Origin of the sequence: Rhodovulum sp. DZ06, assembly GCF_050586345.1 — a bacterium.
Lineage (GTDB): Bacteria > Pseudomonadota > Alphaproteobacteria > Rhodobacterales > Rhodobacteraceae > JBOCEF01.
In genome coordinates this window covers 1-17,123 of sequence record NZ_JBOCEF010000072.1, presented here as the reverse complement: position 1 = coordinate 17,123, position 17,123 = coordinate 1, and the positions used below count along the sequence as shown (strand labels likewise).

Below are 17,123 nucleotides of genomic sequence, written 5' to 3'. Positions count from 1 at the left end.
GGGGGGGGGGGGGGGGGGGGGGGGGGGGGGGGGGGGGGGGGGGGGGGGGGGGGGGGGGGGGGGGGGGGGGGGGGGGGACCCCCCCCCCCCCCCCCCCCCCCACCCCCACCTCCCGCAGGCTGGGGGAGGGCCTTGGAGCGGGCGGTGCGCTCCGGCGATCCACTGCGCGCGGCTGCCGGACCTCGCGGTCCTTCGGCCCGCATCGGCCCGCCCGCCCGCGCCAGGGGCGCATTCCCAAGTGCCGCCCGCCCTCCCCGAACGCCAGCCCCCAACCCCGGGGGAGTTCGAGGGGGCCTCGCCCCCTCGAGCCGGGGACCGGGGGCGGCAGCCCCCGCCATCCCCGCCGAAGGAAGGCGCAGCCGCCCGGAGGCCCGCCTCTTCCCCACGCCCGTCTTGCGCCCCGCCCCCCAAATCGTCAGGCTGCCTGAAAAAGACAGGGAGCCCGCAATGACCGACCAGACCTGGCGCCTCGGCGCCGCGCAGACCGCCGCCGCGATCCGCTCCGGCGATCTCTCCGCCGCCGCCGCGCTCGAATCCCATATCGCGCGGATGGACGCGCAGAACGGCCCGATCAACGCCGTGGTGGTGGATTTGCGGGACGAGGCGCGCGAGACCGCCGCCGCCGCGGATGCAGAGGCCGCCCGCGCCCGGTCCGAGGGCCGCTCCCTCCCGCCCCTTCACGGCGTGCCGATCCTGGTCAAGGAGAACGTGGATTTCAAAGGCCGCGCGAATCTCAACGGGGTCGAGGCGAACCGCAAATACATCGCCCCTGATGATTCTCCGGTGGTGCGCAACCTGCGCAACGCGGGGGCGATCCCGTTCGGGCTGACCAACACGCCCGAATTCTCCATGCGCGTCGTCACCGACAACCCGGTGCATGGCGAGACGCTGAACCCCTGGGACCACGCGCGCTCGGCGGGCGGCTCCTCGGGCGGGTCGGCCGCCGCCACCGCCGCCGGGATCGGCTGCATGGGGCATGGCAACGACATCGGCGGCTCGGTCCGCATTCCCGCCGCGGCCTGCGGGCTGTCGACCATCCGCGCCACGCTGGGCCGGATCCCGGCCTTCAACCCCTCGGCCCCGGCGGAGCGCCCGCTGGTGGCGCAGCTGATGTCGGTGCAGGGGCCGATGTGCCGGTCGGTCGAGGACGTCGCCCTGTGCCTCCAGGCCATGTCCGCGCCCGATCCGCGCGACCCGTGGCAGGTTCCCGCGCCGCTCTTCGACTGGCCCGAGGCCCCGCGCCCGCTGCGCGTCGCCGTCGCCCGCCACCCCGAGGATTACGCCGCCGATCCCGCGATCCTGGCGAAGGTGGACGAGGCGGCGCGGATGCTCGCCGACGCCGGCCATACGCTGGTCGAGGTCGACCTGCCGGACCCGAAGGCGGACTGGCAGCTCTGGGCGGACCTTCTGATCAACGAGATGCGGATCATGGCCGGGGACGCGATGCTTCCCGTGGTCTCGGACGACTTCAAGACGGTGTGGGAGGGGTATCTGGGCTTCACCAATCGCACCGACGACGCGAAGGAGATGCTGACCCTGATGGCCGAGCGCTCGGCCCGGCTGCGCCGCTGGCAGGTGCTGCTGTCGACCGAGTGCGACGTGGTGCTGACCCCCGCGCTCGCCTCGGGCGCGCCGATGTCGAACGGGGACATCGCGGACCTGTCCTCGCCCCAGAACGTCTGGGGACAGAGCATGTTGTGGATCCCGATCTTCAACCTGCTGGGCCTGCCCGCGGCGGTGACGCCCGCCGGGATGGTGGACGGGCTGCCGGTCGGCGTGCAGATCGTCGCCGCGCGGTACCGCGAGGACCGGGCCCTGCGCGCCGCCGCGGATATCGAGGCCCGCGTCGGCCCGGTGCTGCCGGCGCTGTGGGACCGGCTCGGCTGACGCCGATCTGCGGGGGAGGGAGGCCCTCGTCGGCCCTCCCTCCTTCTGCACCCCCTCCCACCCGACCTGCTGCGTCGCGCATGAGGGCCGGTCGCGGGGTGGATTGTTCCGCGGCTCAGCCCTTCACCAGTTCGATCTCGGCCTTCAGCGCCGCCATCAGCTTGCCCAGCAGGTCCAGCGTCATCTCGTTGGACAGCTTGCCGTCCTCGTCGAACGCCTTCGCGGCGGCGGCCACGAACACCTCCGGACCCTGAAGCACCCGCGGGTTGAACGGCGTCAGGCAATGGCGCAAGGAGAACTGCGCCCGCTCGCCCCCCGCGCGCCCCGAGGCCGCGGACAGGATCGCCACCGGCTTGCCCGCCAGCGGCATCTTTCCGTCCACCTTGTCCCGGCTGATCCAGTCCAGCGCGTTCTTCAGCACCCCGGGAAGGTTCTTGTTGTACTCGGGGGTCGAGATGATCACCCCGTCCGCCGCCTTCACCTGGGCGACCAGGCGCGCGACGGGCTCGGGCGCGCCCTCGGCCTCGAGATCGGCGTCGAACAGGGGCAGGTTCAGGTCGGCTTCCTCGGTCGTGCAGTCGCCGAAGACGCGGGCGGCTTCGCGGCACAGCATCGTGTTGGTGCTGCCTTTTCGCAGCGCGCCGGAGATCAGCAGGAGGCGGGGGGCGTCGGTCATGGTCGCGGTCCTTGGGGAGGTGTGGTTGCGTGGCCGGGAAGGATCGTGCGGGGCGACGCAAGGTCAAGGCCGGGCGCATCCGACAGAGTTTCCTGCGACGATTTAACGGCTCGGTAACCTACCGAATGTTTTCTGGAAGAGTCGCGCGCAGCGTCCCCGTGAATTTTCCGCCGCGCGCGCTCCCTGATTTCAGACCGGAGTGATCGTCATGAGCGCGCAGATGGGAATGAGCCGGATGGAACAGCTCGCCGCACGGGCGGCGGGCGCGGGCGGGGGGCTTCCGGTCCTGCTCGGTGCGCTGCGCCGCGCGCGGCTCTGGGCCTGCGCCGGGGCGCTCGGGGCGGGGGCGCTGGCCGCCGGCTGGCTGCATCTCAACCCGCCGCGATTCGTCTCGACCGCCGAGGTGATGGTGCAGGATGACGCGCTGACCCCGCAGGCGGCGATGCGCCTTCTGCAATCGGACGCGGTCCTGGGCGCGGTGCGCGCCACGGCGACGGACGCGGCGCCGGTGCGCTTCGCCGCCGGGCTCGACGCCCCGGACGAGGTCTGGAGCGGCGCGATCCGCCTGCATGCCGAGGCGGCCTCCCCGCGGGAGGCCGCGCGCCTCGCGCAGGGCCTGGCCGAGGCTTTCGCGGCGGAGCGGCGGGCCTTCGCCGCCGCCCGCGACGCGCGCGGGCTGGACTGGCTGCAGGACCGGATCGCCCATCTCGACAGCCGCCGCGCGGCGCTGGAGGCCCGCGGCGCCTCCGGCGGCAAGGCGCTGGAGGAGATGCGCGCGAGCCTCGAGATCCTCGTGGCCGACGCCCGCGCCGAGGCGGCGGCGCGCCCCGCGCCGGTGCTGATCTCGACCCCCGCCCGTGCGCCGGAGCGCCCGGTGGGCCCGTCGCGGCTGGCGATCCTGCTGGCGGGCGTGGCGCTCGGGGGGCTGCTGGGCGGCCTCGCCAGCCGCGCGCGCGACCGGATCCTGGCCATCCCCGACACCCCCGCGCAGCTGGTGCGCGATTGCGGCCTGCCGGTGCTGGCCGCCGCCCCGCCCGAGGGCGGGGGGGAGCTTGCCGCCGCCGCCCGCCGCGACCCCGCGGGGGGCGCGGCCGAGGCCTCGCGCGCGCTGCGCGAGCCGCTGCTGCGCCTCGCCGCCCACCGCGCGGCGCGCCATGCCGGGGCGGGGCAGGTGATCTGCGTTCTGGGCAGCAGCGCGGGGGCGGGGGCGTCCTCGGCCGCCGCGCTGGCGGCGGAAAGCTTCGCGCGGCTGGGGCGCAGCGTGTGCCTTGTCGACGGCGACCTGCGCAGCCCCGACCAGGCCCGCCGCTACGGGCTGGAGGGCGAGGTGGACCTCGTCTCGGTGATCGACGGCGAAGCGGCGCTGGACGACGCGCTCTGGCCCGCCGCGACGCCCGGCCTCTTCATCCTTCCCGCGGCCCCGGCTCCGGCGGCGCGGGTCGACGCGCTCGAGGCCGGCGCGGCGGAGGAACTCCTGGACGCGCTGCGCCAGCGCTTCGACGTGGTGGTGGTCGACGCGCCGCCGCCGAGCTCGACCGCCGAGGGGCGGCTGTTCGCCGGGCTGGCCGACGCCTGCCTTCTCTCGGTGCGCTGGGGCGCGGCAGGACGGGCCGAACTGGCGGGCGCCGCGGCGGCGCTGCGCGCGGCGCGGGCGGCGACGGCGGGGGTCCTGATCACCCGCGCCACCGACGCCGCGGCCCCGTTCCGCTGCCGCTGGAGCGACGCGCGCTTCGCCCGCTTCGCCGAGGGTTTCGGCGACTGACGCCGGGGGCGGGGCACGCCGCCGGGCAGGGGCCGATGGATGGGGCGCCTCGCCGGGGCGGTGGGCACGCCGCCATCGCGGAGGAGCGTCTGCAAGCGCCGCGCGTCCGGCCCCTGGCTGCTGAAACCCGCCCGCCATCGAGCGCCTGCGACCGGTCGTGTTCTGTGGGCCGTCTCCCTCGGGCCGTCTCCCTCGGTCCCCGCGCCGTGGACAGTCCGACCGGGGCCGGCCCGCCATCGACCCGCCGCCGGCGCGCAGCTCGCCCACGCCCGGCCATGGGTGTCGGCCAGCGCCCGCCCCTGCAAGTCCGCCCCTGCAAGTCCGGCCCTTCAAGGCCGATCCCACCCCGACGGCCCGGCCGGCCCGGCGCGATCCACCTTCCGGCCCCTCCCCAAGGCCCACGCGCATTGCCGCGGCGCCGCAACGCCGTCCTTGACCTTCCGCGCCGCGGCGTCGATGCAGGGATCCACAGGATCTCTTGCGAAGGCGGCGCGACATGGACCCGGTGCGGCGGCACTACGAAACCTATCCCTACCCGGAACGCGACCCGGCGGACGAGGCGAAGCGGCTGATCGAGGGCTCGCCCTCCGACCCGCGCGAGATCGACCACTTCCTGTTCCGCGGGCGCCGCGACTGGAGCAAACCCTTCCGCGCGCTGGTCGCCGGGGGCGGCACCGGCGACGGGCTGATCCAACTCGCCGCCAGGCTCGCCGCCGCGAAGGTTCCCGCCGACATCACCTATGTCGACATGTCCGAGGCCAGCCGCGCCGTGGCCGAGGCCCGCGCCGCCGCCCGCGGCCTGACCATCCGGTTCGAGACCGGCGACCTCGTCGCCCGCGCCCCCGAACTGGCGGCCGAGGGCGGCCCCTTCGACTACATCGACTGCTGCGGCGTCCTCCACCACCTGCCCGAGCCGCAGGCGGGGTTCGACGCCCTCTCCGCCGCCCTCTCGGACGAGGGCGGGATGGGCCTGATGGTCTACGCCCCCTATGGCCGCACCGGCGTCTACCCGTTGCAGGAGGCGTTCCAGTCCCTCCTCGCCGATGACGCGCCCGAACAGAAGGTCGCCCGCGCAAAAGCGACCCTGAAATCCCTGCCGCAGACCAACTGGTTCCTGCGCAACGAGCACCTGTCGGACCACGAGCAGGGCGATGCGGGCCTCTATGACCTGCTCCTCCATGACCGCGACCGGCCCTACACGATCGAGGAGCTCTGCGCGTCCCTGGGCGCAGCCGGGCTGGGCCTCGTCTCCGTGCTCGAACCCGTGCGCTACGACCCGTTGCAGTACCTGCCGGACGACCCGGTGCTGGCCGAGCGGGTCAAGGCGATGGCCCCCGCCGCGCGGCTGGGCCTCGGCGAGCGGCTTGCGGGGAACATCCGCACCCACGTGGTCTACGCCGCCAGGACCGCCCGCGCGGGCAAGGCGATGGCGCCCCTGTCGCCCGAGGCCCGCCCGCGCCTGCGCGGCGTCGCCCCCCGCGCGCTGGCGGTCGAGGCGCAGAAGAAGGGCCGCCTGCGGATCGCTTTCTCGGGCCACCGCCACGCGCTGCCGCTGGACAAGTCGCTGGCGCCGATCCTCGCCCGGCTCGACGGCCGCCCGCTGGGCGCCATCGCGCGGGAAGGGGGGATGGACTGGCTTCTCTTCGCGCAGAAATTCGGCCCGGCCTGGCGCGCGCTGACCTCGGCCAACCTGCTGCATTGCTCGGAGCGCCTGCCATGATCCCCGCCTGGGCCCTGCCGCGCATGACGATCCGCCCGTGGATGGAGACGCGCAGCGCCCATCCGCCGGGGATCTCGCCGCTCGATCCGGCCGAGTGGCTGTACCGGGACGAGACCTGTGCGGGCCAGATGGCCCTGCGCGACGCCCTCGTGGCCGAGCGTCCGGACGACGTGACCGGCTGCCTGCCCGAAGGCGAAGCGGCGGCGGCGGAGCTGCTGGCGCTGGTGACGGAGGAGGTCTGCGCCCGTCAAGGCGCCGCGCGGACCGGCGGCGCGATCCGGCGCGCGGACGGGGTGGAGGCGCCCCTCGACGCCCCGCCGATGCAGGTCGCGGCGCGGCTGGCGCAGGAGGATTTTCTCATCCTCGACCGTCCCGAGGGCGCCGAGGAGCACATCCTTACCGCCGGCGCCCTGTGCTTCCCGGCGCAGTGGACCCTGGCCGAGAAGCTGGGCCGCGCGCTGCTGCGCATCCACCTGCCGGTGAAGGAATATGACGGCCGCCTCGCCGCGAAGGTGCAGCGGTTCCATGACGGCGTGCGCGTGGGTCGCCCGCTGATCCGCGCCAACTGGAATTTCGCCGAAGGGCCCGAGCTTTACACCCCCGCGCCCGAGGCCGAGAAGATGAAGCGCCGCCAGACCCGCGCCGATCCGAAGGACTGGCGCGACGCCTGGATCCGGGTGGAGCGGCAGACCCTGCTGCGCCTGCCGCAGACGGGCGCCGTGGTGTTCGGCGTGCGCACCCTGGTCGCGCCGCTGACCGGCTGCACCGAAGAGGATTGGGCGGGGTTCCAGCGCGCCTTCGAGGAACTGCCCGAACATGCCCGCGCGGACAAGGCGGGGGCCGCCATCCTCGCCGAAGCCGCGCGGCGGGCGGCGCTGGCTTGAGCGTTGCGCCCGGCCAAGGGCCGGTCGCTGAAGGGTGGGGGGCGGAAGGCATGCATGCCTTCCTCCCCGTCGACGCAGTGCGTCGACCCCCCCCTCCATCCGCATACCAGGTTGCGCTTGCGGCACGCGACCCGCCCTGATCCGTGCGCCCCGCGGCGCCCCCCGGCGCCGCTCCGCCCTCGAGCGGGGGGCGCGTCCCCCCGAGAGGCCGGACATTCCGTCCACCGGCGCTTCCATGAATTTTCCGCGGCGCCGCGGCCGCGAGCGTTGACCGCGCCCGGCCCCCGCGGCTATCACTGTCCCCACGGCACGCCCGGTCTGGCCCGACCGCCGCGCGCCCGCCCGCCCGACGCATTCCGCCCGGGCAGGGCGCTGCAACCGCCGGTCCGCCGCGGGGGAACACGACCCCGACGGCGCGCCCGGCTTGAAAAGGGCCGATACCCATGCATCTCGTGAACAGGGCCTGTTCTTGCGCCGCAGCATCGCACGCCGCATCCGCCGCGCGCTGACGCCATCGTTCCCCGGCCCGCGCCCCCGCCACGGGGCGCCGCGCCGCCGCATGACAGACATTATCGCCGGAGCCATCCCATGGTCGCGCGCATCATTCCCGTTCCCTCTTTCGACCTCACCGTGTTCGGCGGCACCGGCGATCTCGCCCGGCGCAAGCTGATCCCGGCCCTCTACCGGCGCATGCGCGACGGGCAGGCGCCGCGCGATGCGCGCATCCTCGCCGCCGCGCGCTCGGATCTCGACGACGCCGGTTTCCGGGCAATGGCGCGCGAGGCGCTCGAGGAACATGTCCCCGCGGCCGAGCGCCCGGCGGAGGACATGGACGCCTTCCTCGCCATGCTCGGCTATGTGAAGGTCGACGCGATGGGGACCGAGGGCTGGGATGCGCTCGCCGAACGCCTTGCCGACCAGCCGGACCGGCCGCGCGCCTTCTACCTCTCGGTCGCGCCCTCGCTCTTCGGCCCGATCGCCGAGCGGATCGCGGGCGCGGGCCTCGGCGGGCCGAACACCCGCATCGTGGTGGAAAAGCCGCTGGGCCGGGACCTTGAAGGGGCCCGCGCCCTCAACGCCCAGCTGGCGGAGCATTTCGACGAAAGCCAGCTCTACCGGATCGATCATTACCTCGGGAAGGAGACGGTGCAGAACCTGATGGCGATCCGCTTCGCCAACGCGCTGTTCGAGCCGGTCTGGAACGCCCGCCATATCGACCATGTGCAGATCACCGTGGCGGAATCCCTCGGGGTCGGGGGCAGGGGCGAGTATTACGACCGCTCCGGCGCCATGCGGGACATGGTGCAGAACCACCTGATGCAGCTCCTGTGCCTCACGGCCATGGAGCCGCCGAACATGTTCGACCCCGACGCCGTGCGGGACGAGAAGCTGAAGGTCATCCGCGCGCTCGACCCCATCGGGCCGGGCCATATCGGGACCGACACCGTGCGCGGCCAGTATCGCGGCGGCCCGCTCGGCCCCTCCTACGTGGAAGACGCCGGCGACCCCGACAGCCATACCGAGTGCTTCGTGGCGCTGAAGGCCGAGATCTCCAACTGGCGCTGGGCCGGCGCGCCCTTCTACCTGCGCACCGGCAAGCGGCTGCGCGCCCGGATGTCCGAGATCGCGATCCAGTTCAAGGCGCCCCCCCATTCGATCTTCGAGGGCGAGACCTGCCACGGCAACACGCTGGTGATCCGCCTGCAGCCGGATGAGGGCATCACCCTCAAGATGACCGTCAAGGACCCCGGCCCGGGCGGGATGCGGCTGATCGAAACGCCGCTCGACATGACCTTCGCCAAGGCCCTCGAGGGCCGCGGGGTTTCCATGCCCGACGCCTATGAGCGCCTGATCATGGACGTGATCCGCGGCGACCAGACCCTGTTCATGCGCGGGGACGAGGTCGAGGCCGCCTGGGCCTGGGTCGACCCGATCATCGCGGCGTGGGAGCATTCCGGCGCCCATCCGCAACCCTACGATTCCGGCGGCTCGGGCCCCGAGGACGCGCTGATGCTGATGCATCGCGACGGCCGCCGCTGGCGGGAGATCGCGTGATGGCCCTGCCCATCGCCTTCAAGCACTGGGAAAGCCGCGAGGCCGCGGCCGAGGGCCTCGCCTTCGCCATCCACCAGGCGCTGGCCGACGCGATCCGCGCCGACGGCGTCGCCTCGGCCGCGCTGGCGGGCGGGACCACGCCGGGGCCGATGTTCGACTGCCTCGGGCGCATGGCGCTGGCCTGGCCGCGGGTGTCGATCCTGCCCTCGGACGAACGCTGCGTCCCCGAGGATCACCCCCGCTCCAACGCCCGCCTGCTGCGCGAAACCTTGCTGAAGGGCCCGGCCGAGGCCGCGCGCCTCATCCCCCTCGCCCCCGGCGGCGAGGCCCCGCCGCCCGAAGGCCCGCCCGGCCTCGCCGCCGCGCTGCCGCTGACCGTCTGCATGGTGGGGATGGGCGAGGACATGCACACCGCCTCCCTCTTCCCCGGCGCCGACCGGCTGGCCGAGGCGCTGGCCCCGGGCGCCCCCCCGGTGGTCCCCATCGAGGCGCCGGGCGCGGCCGAGCCGCGCGTGACCCTCTCGGTCCCCGCCCTCACCTCGGCGAGCCATATCCACGTGCTGATCTTCGGCCCCGCCAAGCGCGCCGCGCTGGACAAGGCCATGCAGGACGGCCCGACAGAGGAGGCGCCGATCCGCGCCCTCCTGCGCTCGGGCCGCCCCGTGACCGTGCATTACGCCGACTGACATGCCTTGGGGCGCCGCCCGGGCGCCCCGCCAGGACCGCCGGGCGCGCGCCCCCCGCGCCCCGGCCCCGAGCCAAGGGAGACTTCCCATGACCCTGCATCCCACCGTCGAAGCCGTCACCGCCCGCATCAAGGCCCGCTCCGCGACCCCGCGGGCCGAGTACATGGACCGCTGCCGCCGCGCCGCCGAGGTCGAGCCGGGCCGCCCGCACCTGAGCTGCGGGAACATCGCCCATGCCGCCGCCGCCGCCGGGACCGACAAGGCGGGCGTCGCCGGGGGCAGGGCGCCCAATATCGGCATCGTCACGGCGTATAACGACATGCTCTCGGCCCATCAGCCGTTCGAGCGGTTCCCCGACATCATCAAGCAGACCGCCCGCGCAAGCGGCGCCACCGCGCAGGTCGCGGGCGGCGTGCCCTCGATGTGCGACGGGGTCACGCAAGGCCGCCCGGGGATGGAGCTGTCGCTGTTTTCCCGCGACGTGATCGCCATGTCGGCGGGGATCGGCCTGAGCCACGACGTGTTCGACGCCGCCATCTTCCTCGGGGTCTGCGACAAGATCGTGCCGGGGCTGATCATGGCGGCCGCCGCCTTCGGGCACCTGCCGACGGCCTTCCTGCCTGCCGGGCCCATGCCCTCGGGCATCGGCAATGACGAGAAATCCGCCATCCGCCAGGCCTTCGCCCGCGGCGAGATCGGGCGCGAGGAGCTCTTGAAGGCCGAGATGGCCTCCTACCACGGCCCCGGCACCTGCACCTTCTACGGCACCGCCAACACCAACCAGATGCTGATGGAGTTCATGGGCCTGCACCTGCCGGGCGCGAGCTTCGTGAACCCCAACACCCCCCTGCGCGACGCCCTCACCGTCGCGGGCACGCGCCGGGTGCTGGAGATCACCCGCACCGGCGACTACACGCCGGTCTGCGAGGTCCTCTCGCCCGAGGCCTTCGTCAACGGCATCGTCGGGCTGCACGCCACCGGCGGGTCGACCAACCTGCTGATCCACCTGATCGCCATGGCCCGCGCCGCGGGGGTGATCCTGGATTGGGAGGATTTCTCCGACCTCTCCGCCGTCGCCCCGCTGATGGCCAAGGTCTATCCGAACGGCCTTGCGGACGTGAACCACTTCCACGCCGCGGGGGGCCTCGGCTACATGATCGGCGAGCTCCTCGCCGCGGGGCTGCTGCACGAGGACGTCAAGACGCTCAACGGCACGGGCCTTTCGGGCTACACGGCCGAGCCCAAGCTCGCCGCCGACGGGAGCGTCGCGTGGGAGGCCGGGGCGGGCGAGACCCTCAACGACAAGATCCTGCGCCCGGTCGCCGACCCGTTCCAGCCCACCGGCGGCCTGCAGCTGCTGACCGGCAATCTCGGCTCCGCCTGCATCAAGGTCTCCGCCGTCGCGCCGGAGCGGCGGGTGGTCGAGGCCCCGTGCCGCATCTTCCACGACCAGGAGAGCGTGAAGACCGCCTTCCGCGCCGGAGAGCTGACCGGAGACGTGGTCGTCGTGGTCCGCTTCCAGGGCCCGCGCGCCAACGGCATGCCCGAGCTTCACGGCCTGACGCCGACCCTCTCGGTCATGCAGGACCGCGGGCAGAAGGTGGCGCTTGTGACCGACGGGCGCATGTCGGGCGCCTCCGGCAAGGTCCCCGCCGCGATCCATGTCTCGCCCGAGGCCGAGACCGGCGGGCCGATCGCCAAGCTGCGCGACGGCGACATCCTGCGCGTGGACGCCGAGGCCGGGGTGCTGGAAGCTCTCGTTCCCGCCGACGCGTGGGCCGCGCGCGAGGATGCGACCGCCGACCTCTCGGCCAATGGGGTCGGCATGGGGCGCGAGCTCTTCGCCGCCCTGCGCGCCGCGGTGGGAACCGCCGAAACCGGCGCCTCCGCGGCCATCTGAGCCGCGGGCGCCGACCCGATATTGACCTTTTGCCGGCGCGTGACCGCCCCGGCGCATTGACCGCCCGGAGATTTCCATGACCCTCGACGCCGCCTGGAAGCGCGTCCATGCCGAGGCCGAGCGCCTCCGCCCGCTGCACCTGCGCGAGATGTTCGCCGCCGACCCGGACCGCTTCGCCGCCTTCACCCGCGGCGTGGACGACCTGTTCGTCGATTTCTCGAAGGAGCGGATCGACCAGGGCGCGCTCGACGCCCTGCTGGCGCTGGCCGGGGCTGCGGGGGTCGAGGCCAAGCGGGACGCGATGTTCGCGGGCGCGGCCTGGAACCTGACCGAGGGCCGGGCGGTGATGCACATGGCCCTGCGCGGCGGCGCCGGGGAGGTGGTGGAGATCGACGGGCAGGACGTGATGCCCGAGGTCAAGGCCGGCCTCGACGCCTTCCTCAAATTCGCCGAGGACGTGCGCGCGGGCCGCGCCCGCGGCTCCTCGGGCGCCTTCACCGACGTGATCAATATCGGCATCGGCGGCTCGGATCTCGGCCCCGTCATGGCCACCCGCGCGCTGCGCCCCGATCATGACGGGCCGCGGGTGCATTTCGTCTCCAATGTCGACGGGGCGCATATCGCCGACGTCACCGCGGGGCTCGACCCGAAGACCACGCTGGTGATCGTCGCCTCCAAGACCTTCACGACGCTCGAGACGATGGCGAATGCGGCCGAGGCCCGCGCCTGGCTGGCGCGCACGGTGGGCGAAGCGGCGGTGGGCCAGCACCTCGCCGCCGTGTCCACCAACCTCGACGCCACCGGCGATTTCGGCATCCGCCCCGAGCGGGTCTTCGGCTTCTGGGACTGGGTCGGGGGGCGCTACTCCCTGTGGTCCTCGATCGGGCTGCCGGTGGCCATCGCCATCGGCGCCGCGAAGTTCCGGGAAATGCTGGCGGGCGCCGCCGCGATGGACGCGCATTTCCAGGCCGCGCCGCTGGCGCAGAACCTGCCGGTGCTGCTGGCGCTGATCGGGGTGTGGCGGCGCAACGCGATGGGCTGGCCCACCGTGGCGCTGATCCCCTATGACCAGCGGCTGGAGCGGTTCGCGGCCTATGTGCAGCAGCTCGACATGGAATCGAACGGCAAGCGGGTGACGCGGGCGGGCGATCCGGTCCCCCGCGCCACCGGCCCGATCATCTGGGGCGAGCCGGGGACCAATTCCCAGCACAGCTTCTTCCAGCTGATGCACCAGGGCGCGGACGTGATCCCGACCGACTTCATCCTCGCGCGCAAGCCGCGGGGGGCGTCCGAGAAGATGCACGGGCTTCTGGCCGCCAATTGCCTCGCCCAGGCGCAGGCGCTGGCCTTCGGCAAGACGGCCCAAGAGGTCGAGGCCGAGATGACCGCCGCCGGGACGGACCCGGAGGAGATCGCGCGCCTCGTCCCCCACCGGACCTTCCCGGGCGACCGTCCCTCCACCACCATCCTGCACGACGCTCTGACCCCCTTCGCGCTCGGGCGGCTGGTGGCCCTCTATGAGCACAAGGTGTTCGTGCAGGGCGTGATCTGGGACGTGAATTCCTATGACCAATGGGGCGTGGAGCTGGGCAAGGCGCTGGCCAAGGCCCTGATCCCCGCCGCCCTCGGCGGCCCGGCGCCCGCGGGGGTGGATGCGTCCACCGCCGGGCTGCTGGCCGCGTTGAAAGGATGAGAGAGATGACCGAAGCCATGGGGCGCAAGACCCCCGAGGAAATCTGCGCGCTGGCGCCGCTGATCCCCGTGATCACGGTGGAGAAGATCGAGCAGGCCGCGCCGCTCGCGAAGGCGCTGTACGCGGGCGGCCTGCGGGCGCTGGAGGTGACGCTGCGCACGGATTGCGCGCTCGAGGCGATCAAGGCGATGCGCGCCGCGGTCCCGGAGGCCTCCGTGGGCGCGGGCACGCTGCGCGATGCGCGCGACGTGATGGCCTGCCTCGAGGCGGGCGTGGATTTCGGCGTCTCCCCCGGATCCCCGGCGGGGCTGATGGAGGCGGTGGCGGCGGCGAAGATGCCGTTCCTGCCGGGCTGCGCCTCGCCGACCGAGGCGATGACCCTGGCGGACAAGGGCTTCAAGGTGGTGAAGTTCTTCCCGGCCGAGGCCGCGGGGGGCGTGCCGATGCTCAAATCCATGGCCGCGCCGCTGCCGGACATCAAGGTCTGCCCGACGGGCGGGGTCAGCATCCAGAACGCGCCCGATTACCTCAAGCTGCCGAACGTGGCGGTGGTCGGCGGGTCCTGGATCTGCCCCATGGACGCGGTGCGCGGCGGCGACTGGGACAAGATCGAGCGGCTCTGCGCCTTCGCGGTCGAAGCGCTGGCGCCCTATCAGCAGGGCTGATTGCGCCCGGCCTTGGGCCGGTCGCCAAAAGAGTGGGGGGAGGAAGGGCCTTGGCCCTTCCTCCCCGTCGACGCAGTGCGTCGACCCCCCTCCATCCGCAAGCTGGTTGCGCTAGGGGGTGGGGCGGGCGAGGGCTTCGAGCAGGCGGTTTCGCGCCTCGGGCAGGCGGTCCTTGCCGATGGCGGGGGCGGCCCAGCGCTCCAGGAAGAACCCCGTCAGCCGAATCCCGTCCAGCGCCTCGCCGCCGCTCACCCCGCGCAGGAAGCCGGGCAGGGGCAGCAGCTTGTCGGCCCAGGGCTCGCCCGCTGCGCGGCTCACCGCCCGGCCGGATCTCGGGGACACCCAGACCAGCTCCTGCATCCCGCCCGTCACCGCGCAGGTGTTGAGGTCGAGCCCGTAGCCGAGCTCGGCCAGCAGCCCCAGTTCCCAGATCGCGTAGAGCTCGGGCCAGTCCGGATCGGTCCCCAGGTGGTCGAACAGCGCCGCAGTGGCCTCGTAGACCGGGGCCGAGGGTTCGCGTTCGGGCAGGAACAGGCGCAGCATGGCGGCGACGGCGCCGACCGCGGCGGGGGCGGCGCGGTCCGACAGGATGGCGTCGGCGCGGGACCGCACGGGTTCGGCCCGGAAACTCCCCAGCTGGTCGGCGGTGCGCGCGGTCCATTCCACCTCGATCTGCGCGCCCGGCTGCAGCAGCGGCGCCATGCGGCGCGATCCGCCCCCGCGGCACAGCCCCAGGTGGCGGCCATGGCGATGGGTCAGCACCTCGAGCACCGCCGCCCCCTCGCCGTGGCGGCGCGTGGTCAGAAGCACCCCTTCGTCCCGCCAGTGTTCCATGACGCGAAATTAGCGTCGAATTCTCGGTAAGGCGACGGGTTTGGCATTGCCGCCCGGTATGAATACCGTTTTGATCAACCGGTTCATTAACTCGGGGGTCATATCCATGGTCATTCGCACGCTCGCCGCCGCCGGGCTCCTCGCCCTTGCGGCCGCGCCCGCCTTCGCCCTGACGCAGACGCTGACGTTCGACAGCTTCGCGAGCGGCGACGTGGTGACGACCGAAGGCATCGCCGCCTTCTCCACCGAGACGGGCGCCAGCCTGCGTGCGCTCGCCATCGATTTCGGGACCAGCGCGCCCAACGTGCTCGGCGCCTATAACGCCGGCGGCGGGCTCGACGGCTTCCTGCCGCTCTATGTCGATTTCTCCGTCGGGGTCAGCAACCTGACCTTCAGCTCGGTCGGCGATGACGACGTGGGCGCCGTGGCCACGATCAACGTGTTCACCGACGGCGTGTTCAACGCGGCGGTGGCGCTGGTGGTCGACGGCGTCTACGAGAACTTCCAGTCGCATGACCTGAGCGCCTATTCCAACATCACCCGGCTGGAGATCGTCGACATCACCGATGGCGGGGGCCTGGGCTATGACGATTTCTCCTTCACCTATGGCGAGACGTCGGACGTCCCGCTGCCCGCGGGCGCCGCGCTGCTGCTGACCGGCCTCGCCGCGCTGGGCCTGAAGCGCCGGAGCTGATCCGCCGCGGCCGATGCGGCGTCGACGCGAAGATGACAGCCGCCCGCCGGGACGCCCCCGGCGGGCGGTTCGCGTTTGCGCCCCCTCCCCAAGCGGGCTTAGGCTTGCCGCGCCGCACACAAGCGCCCGGAGGCCCCCATGCATCGCGACTGGCTCGACAATCCCGTGACCGCCGAAGGTCCCGCCACGGCGCGGGGGATCTCCGATTTCGTCGAGGGCTTCGTGGCCTATGAAACCAAGGCCGTGAACGTGCTCGAGGCCGCGAAGCAGGACCCGGGCAACCTGCTCGCCAACGCTTACACGGGCGCGCTGCACCTGTTCCTGGAATCGCCCGAGGCCCCGGCGCTGGCCCGCCCCTGGCTCGACAAGGCCGCCGCCGCCCCCGGCACGGCGCGGGAGCAGGCGACCCTCGCCGCCATAACCGCCTGGGCCGATGGCGACATCCAACGCGCCATCCGCGTGGGGCAGGAGGCGCTGGCCAAGTGGCCCACCGACCTCGCCCTCGCGAAGTTCACGCAGTACCACCAGTTCAACGCCGGGGACTCGCCGGGGATGCTCGCCACCGCGCGGATGGTCGAGGACGCCAACCGCGACCGCGCCCATTTCCACGGGATGCTCGCCTTCGGGCTGGAGCAGTGCCACCTGCTGGACGAGGCCGAGGCCGCCGCCCTGCGCGCGGTCGAGATCCAGCGCAAGGAGCCCTGGGCGCATCATGCGCTCGCCCACGTCCACCTGACCCAAGGCCGCATCGCCGAGGGGCGGGCCTTCCTGTCCGACATGGCCGCGACGTGGGAGGACCTGAACTCCTTCATGCTGTCGCATAACTGGTGGCACATGGCGCTGTTCATGATCAGCCAGGGCGACATGGACGCGGCGATGGAGACGTATGACAAGCGGTGCTGGGGCCTCGACAAGACCTACAGCCAGGACCAGGTCGGCGCCGTCGCGCTGCTGGCGCGGCTGGAGATGGCGGGGGCGGATCCGGGGGGGCGGTGGGAGGAGCTGGCGGGCTGGCTCGCGGTGCGCGAGGGGGATTTCGTCAACGCGTTCCTGAGCCTGCAATACCTCTACGGCCTCGCCCGCGCGGGGCGCGAGGAAGCGGCGCGGATGCTGGCGGGGTTCGAGGCGAAGGCGCAGGAGGCGGGCCCGGAGCAGGAGGTCTGGGCCGAGGTGGCGCTGCCCTGCGCCCGCGGCCTCGTCGCCCATGCCGAAGCGCGCTGGGCGGCGGCGGCGAAGGATCTCGGCCTCGCCCTGCCGCGGATGTGGGAGACGGGCGGCAGCCACGCGCAGCGGGACCTGTTCGAGCAGCTCTGGATCGACGCGCTGGTGAAGGCCGGCAAGTGGCCCGCCGCGCAGCAGGCGCTGGAACGCCGCCGGGCTTATGAGCCGAACAGCGTGCCGGGGAACCGGGCCCTGTCGATGGTGTATGGCGCCCTCGGGCTGGAGAAAGAAGCGGCCGCCGCCGCTTTGCGCGCCAACGTCTGATCCTCGCCCCAGTTGCGGGGATGGAGGGGGAGCGGGGGGGGGGGGGGGGGGGGGGGGGGGTACCTCCCCCCCCCCCCCCCCCCCGCCCCCCCCCCCCACCCCCCCCCGCCCCCCCCCCCCCCCCCCCCCCCCCCCCCCCCCCCCCCCCCCCCCCCCCCCCCCCACCCCCCCCCCCCCCCCCC

Annotated in this window: 13 protein-coding genes; 11 read left to right on the top strand and 2 right to left on the bottom strand. The window is 73.4% G+C overall.

Annotated features, from left to right (window positions below):
- Positions 1 to 447 precede the first annotated feature (447 nt).
- Entirely contained in the window at positions 448 to 1,887 is a 1,440-nt protein-coding gene (locus ACQ5SO_RS20315) for an amidase (protein ID WP_430943481.1), read from the top strand.
- A gap of 115 nt (positions 1,888 to 2,002) precedes the next feature.
- Here ACQ5SO_RS20315 and ACQ5SO_RS20310 read toward each other — a convergent pair whose 3' ends face one another.
- Positions 2,003 to 2,563, bottom strand: a complete 561-nt coding sequence (locus ACQ5SO_RS20310; protein WP_430943480.1) for an NADPH-dependent FMN reductase — start codon at positions 2,561 to 2,563, stop codon at positions 2,003 to 2,005.
- A gap of 208 nt (positions 2,564 to 2,771) precedes the next feature.
- Here ACQ5SO_RS20310 and ACQ5SO_RS20305 point away from each other — a divergent pair, with 208 nt between their 5' ends.
- From ACQ5SO_RS20305 to eda, 8 genes are all read left to right on the top strand, one after another.
- Positions 2,772 to 4,325 (top strand): tyrosine-protein kinase family protein, encoded by a 1,554-nt coding sequence (locus ACQ5SO_RS20305; RefSeq protein WP_430943479.1) that lies wholly within the window; start codon positions 2,772 to 2,774, stop codon positions 4,323 to 4,325.
- Positions 4,326 to 4,821: 496 nt separating this feature from the next.
- The gene (locus ACQ5SO_RS20300) at positions 4,822 to 6,045 is read left to right on the top strand and encodes a class I SAM-dependent methyltransferase (protein WP_430943478.1); all 1,224 of its coding nucleotides are present in this window, start codon (positions 4,822 to 4,824) and stop codon (positions 6,043 to 6,045) included.
- Positions 6,042 to 6,929, top strand: coding sequence for a heme-dependent oxidative N-demethylase family protein (locus ACQ5SO_RS20295; RefSeq protein ID WP_430943477.1), 888 nt, complete (start codon positions 6,042 to 6,044; stop codon positions 6,927 to 6,929). Before ACQ5SO_RS20300 ends, ACQ5SO_RS20295 begins: the two co-directional genes overlap by 4 nt.
- A gap of 588 nt (positions 6,930 to 7,517) precedes the next feature.
- A complete protein-coding gene (zwf, locus tag ACQ5SO_RS20290; protein ID WP_430943476.1) occupies positions 7,518 to 8,984 on the top strand; it encodes a glucose-6-phosphate dehydrogenase in 1,467 nt (488 codons plus the stop codon).
- Complete coding sequence (pgl, locus tag ACQ5SO_RS20285) at positions 8,984 to 9,670, top strand: 6-phosphogluconolactonase (RefSeq protein ID WP_430943475.1); 687 nt, start codon at positions 8,984 to 8,986, stop codon at positions 9,668 to 9,670. Before zwf ends, pgl begins: the two co-directional genes overlap by 1 nt.
- 88 nt (positions 9,671 to 9,758) lie before the next feature.
- Positions 9,759 to 11,570 carry a phosphogluconate dehydratase gene (gene edd, locus ACQ5SO_RS20280; RefSeq protein ID WP_430943474.1) on the top strand — a complete coding sequence of 604 codons (1,812 nt, stop codon included), beginning with the start codon at positions 9,759 to 9,761 and terminating at the stop codon, positions 11,568 to 11,570.
- Between the two features lie 76 nt (positions 11,571 to 11,646).
- Complete coding sequence (gene pgi, locus ACQ5SO_RS20275) at positions 11,647 to 13,263, top strand: glucose-6-phosphate isomerase (protein WP_430943473.1); 1,617 nt, start codon at positions 11,647 to 11,649, stop codon at positions 13,261 to 13,263.
- 5 nt (positions 13,264 to 13,268) lie between these two features.
- Positions 13,269 to 13,928 carry a bifunctional 4-hydroxy-2-oxoglutarate aldolase/2-dehydro-3-deoxy-phosphogluconate aldolase gene (gene eda, locus ACQ5SO_RS20270; protein WP_430943472.1) on the top strand — a complete coding sequence of 220 codons (660 nt, stop codon included), beginning with the start codon at positions 13,269 to 13,271 and terminating at the stop codon, positions 13,926 to 13,928.
- Positions 13,929 to 14,039: 111 nt separating this feature from the next.
- Here eda and recO read toward each other — a convergent pair whose 3' ends face one another.
- Positions 14,040 to 14,762: a DNA repair protein RecO gene (recO, locus tag ACQ5SO_RS20265; protein WP_430943471.1), complete on the bottom strand. Its 723-nt coding sequence runs from the start codon at positions 14,760 to 14,762 to the stop codon at positions 14,040 to 14,042.
- Between the two features lie 106 nt (positions 14,763 to 14,868).
- On the opposite strand from recO, the gene ACQ5SO_RS20260 reads away from it, so the two are divergent.
- Positions 14,869 to 15,456 carry a VPLPA-CTERM sorting domain-containing protein gene (locus ACQ5SO_RS20260; RefSeq protein WP_430943470.1) on the top strand — a complete coding sequence of 196 codons (588 nt, stop codon included), beginning with the start codon at positions 14,869 to 14,871 and terminating at the stop codon, positions 15,454 to 15,456.
- A 138-nt stretch (positions 15,457 to 15,594) separates the two neighbouring features.
- A complete protein-coding gene (locus ACQ5SO_RS20255; RefSeq protein ID WP_430943469.1) occupies positions 15,595 to 16,941 on the top strand; it encodes a tetratricopeptide repeat protein in 1,347 nt (448 codons plus the stop codon).
- The last annotated feature ends 182 nt before the right edge of the window (positions 16,942 to 17,123 follow it).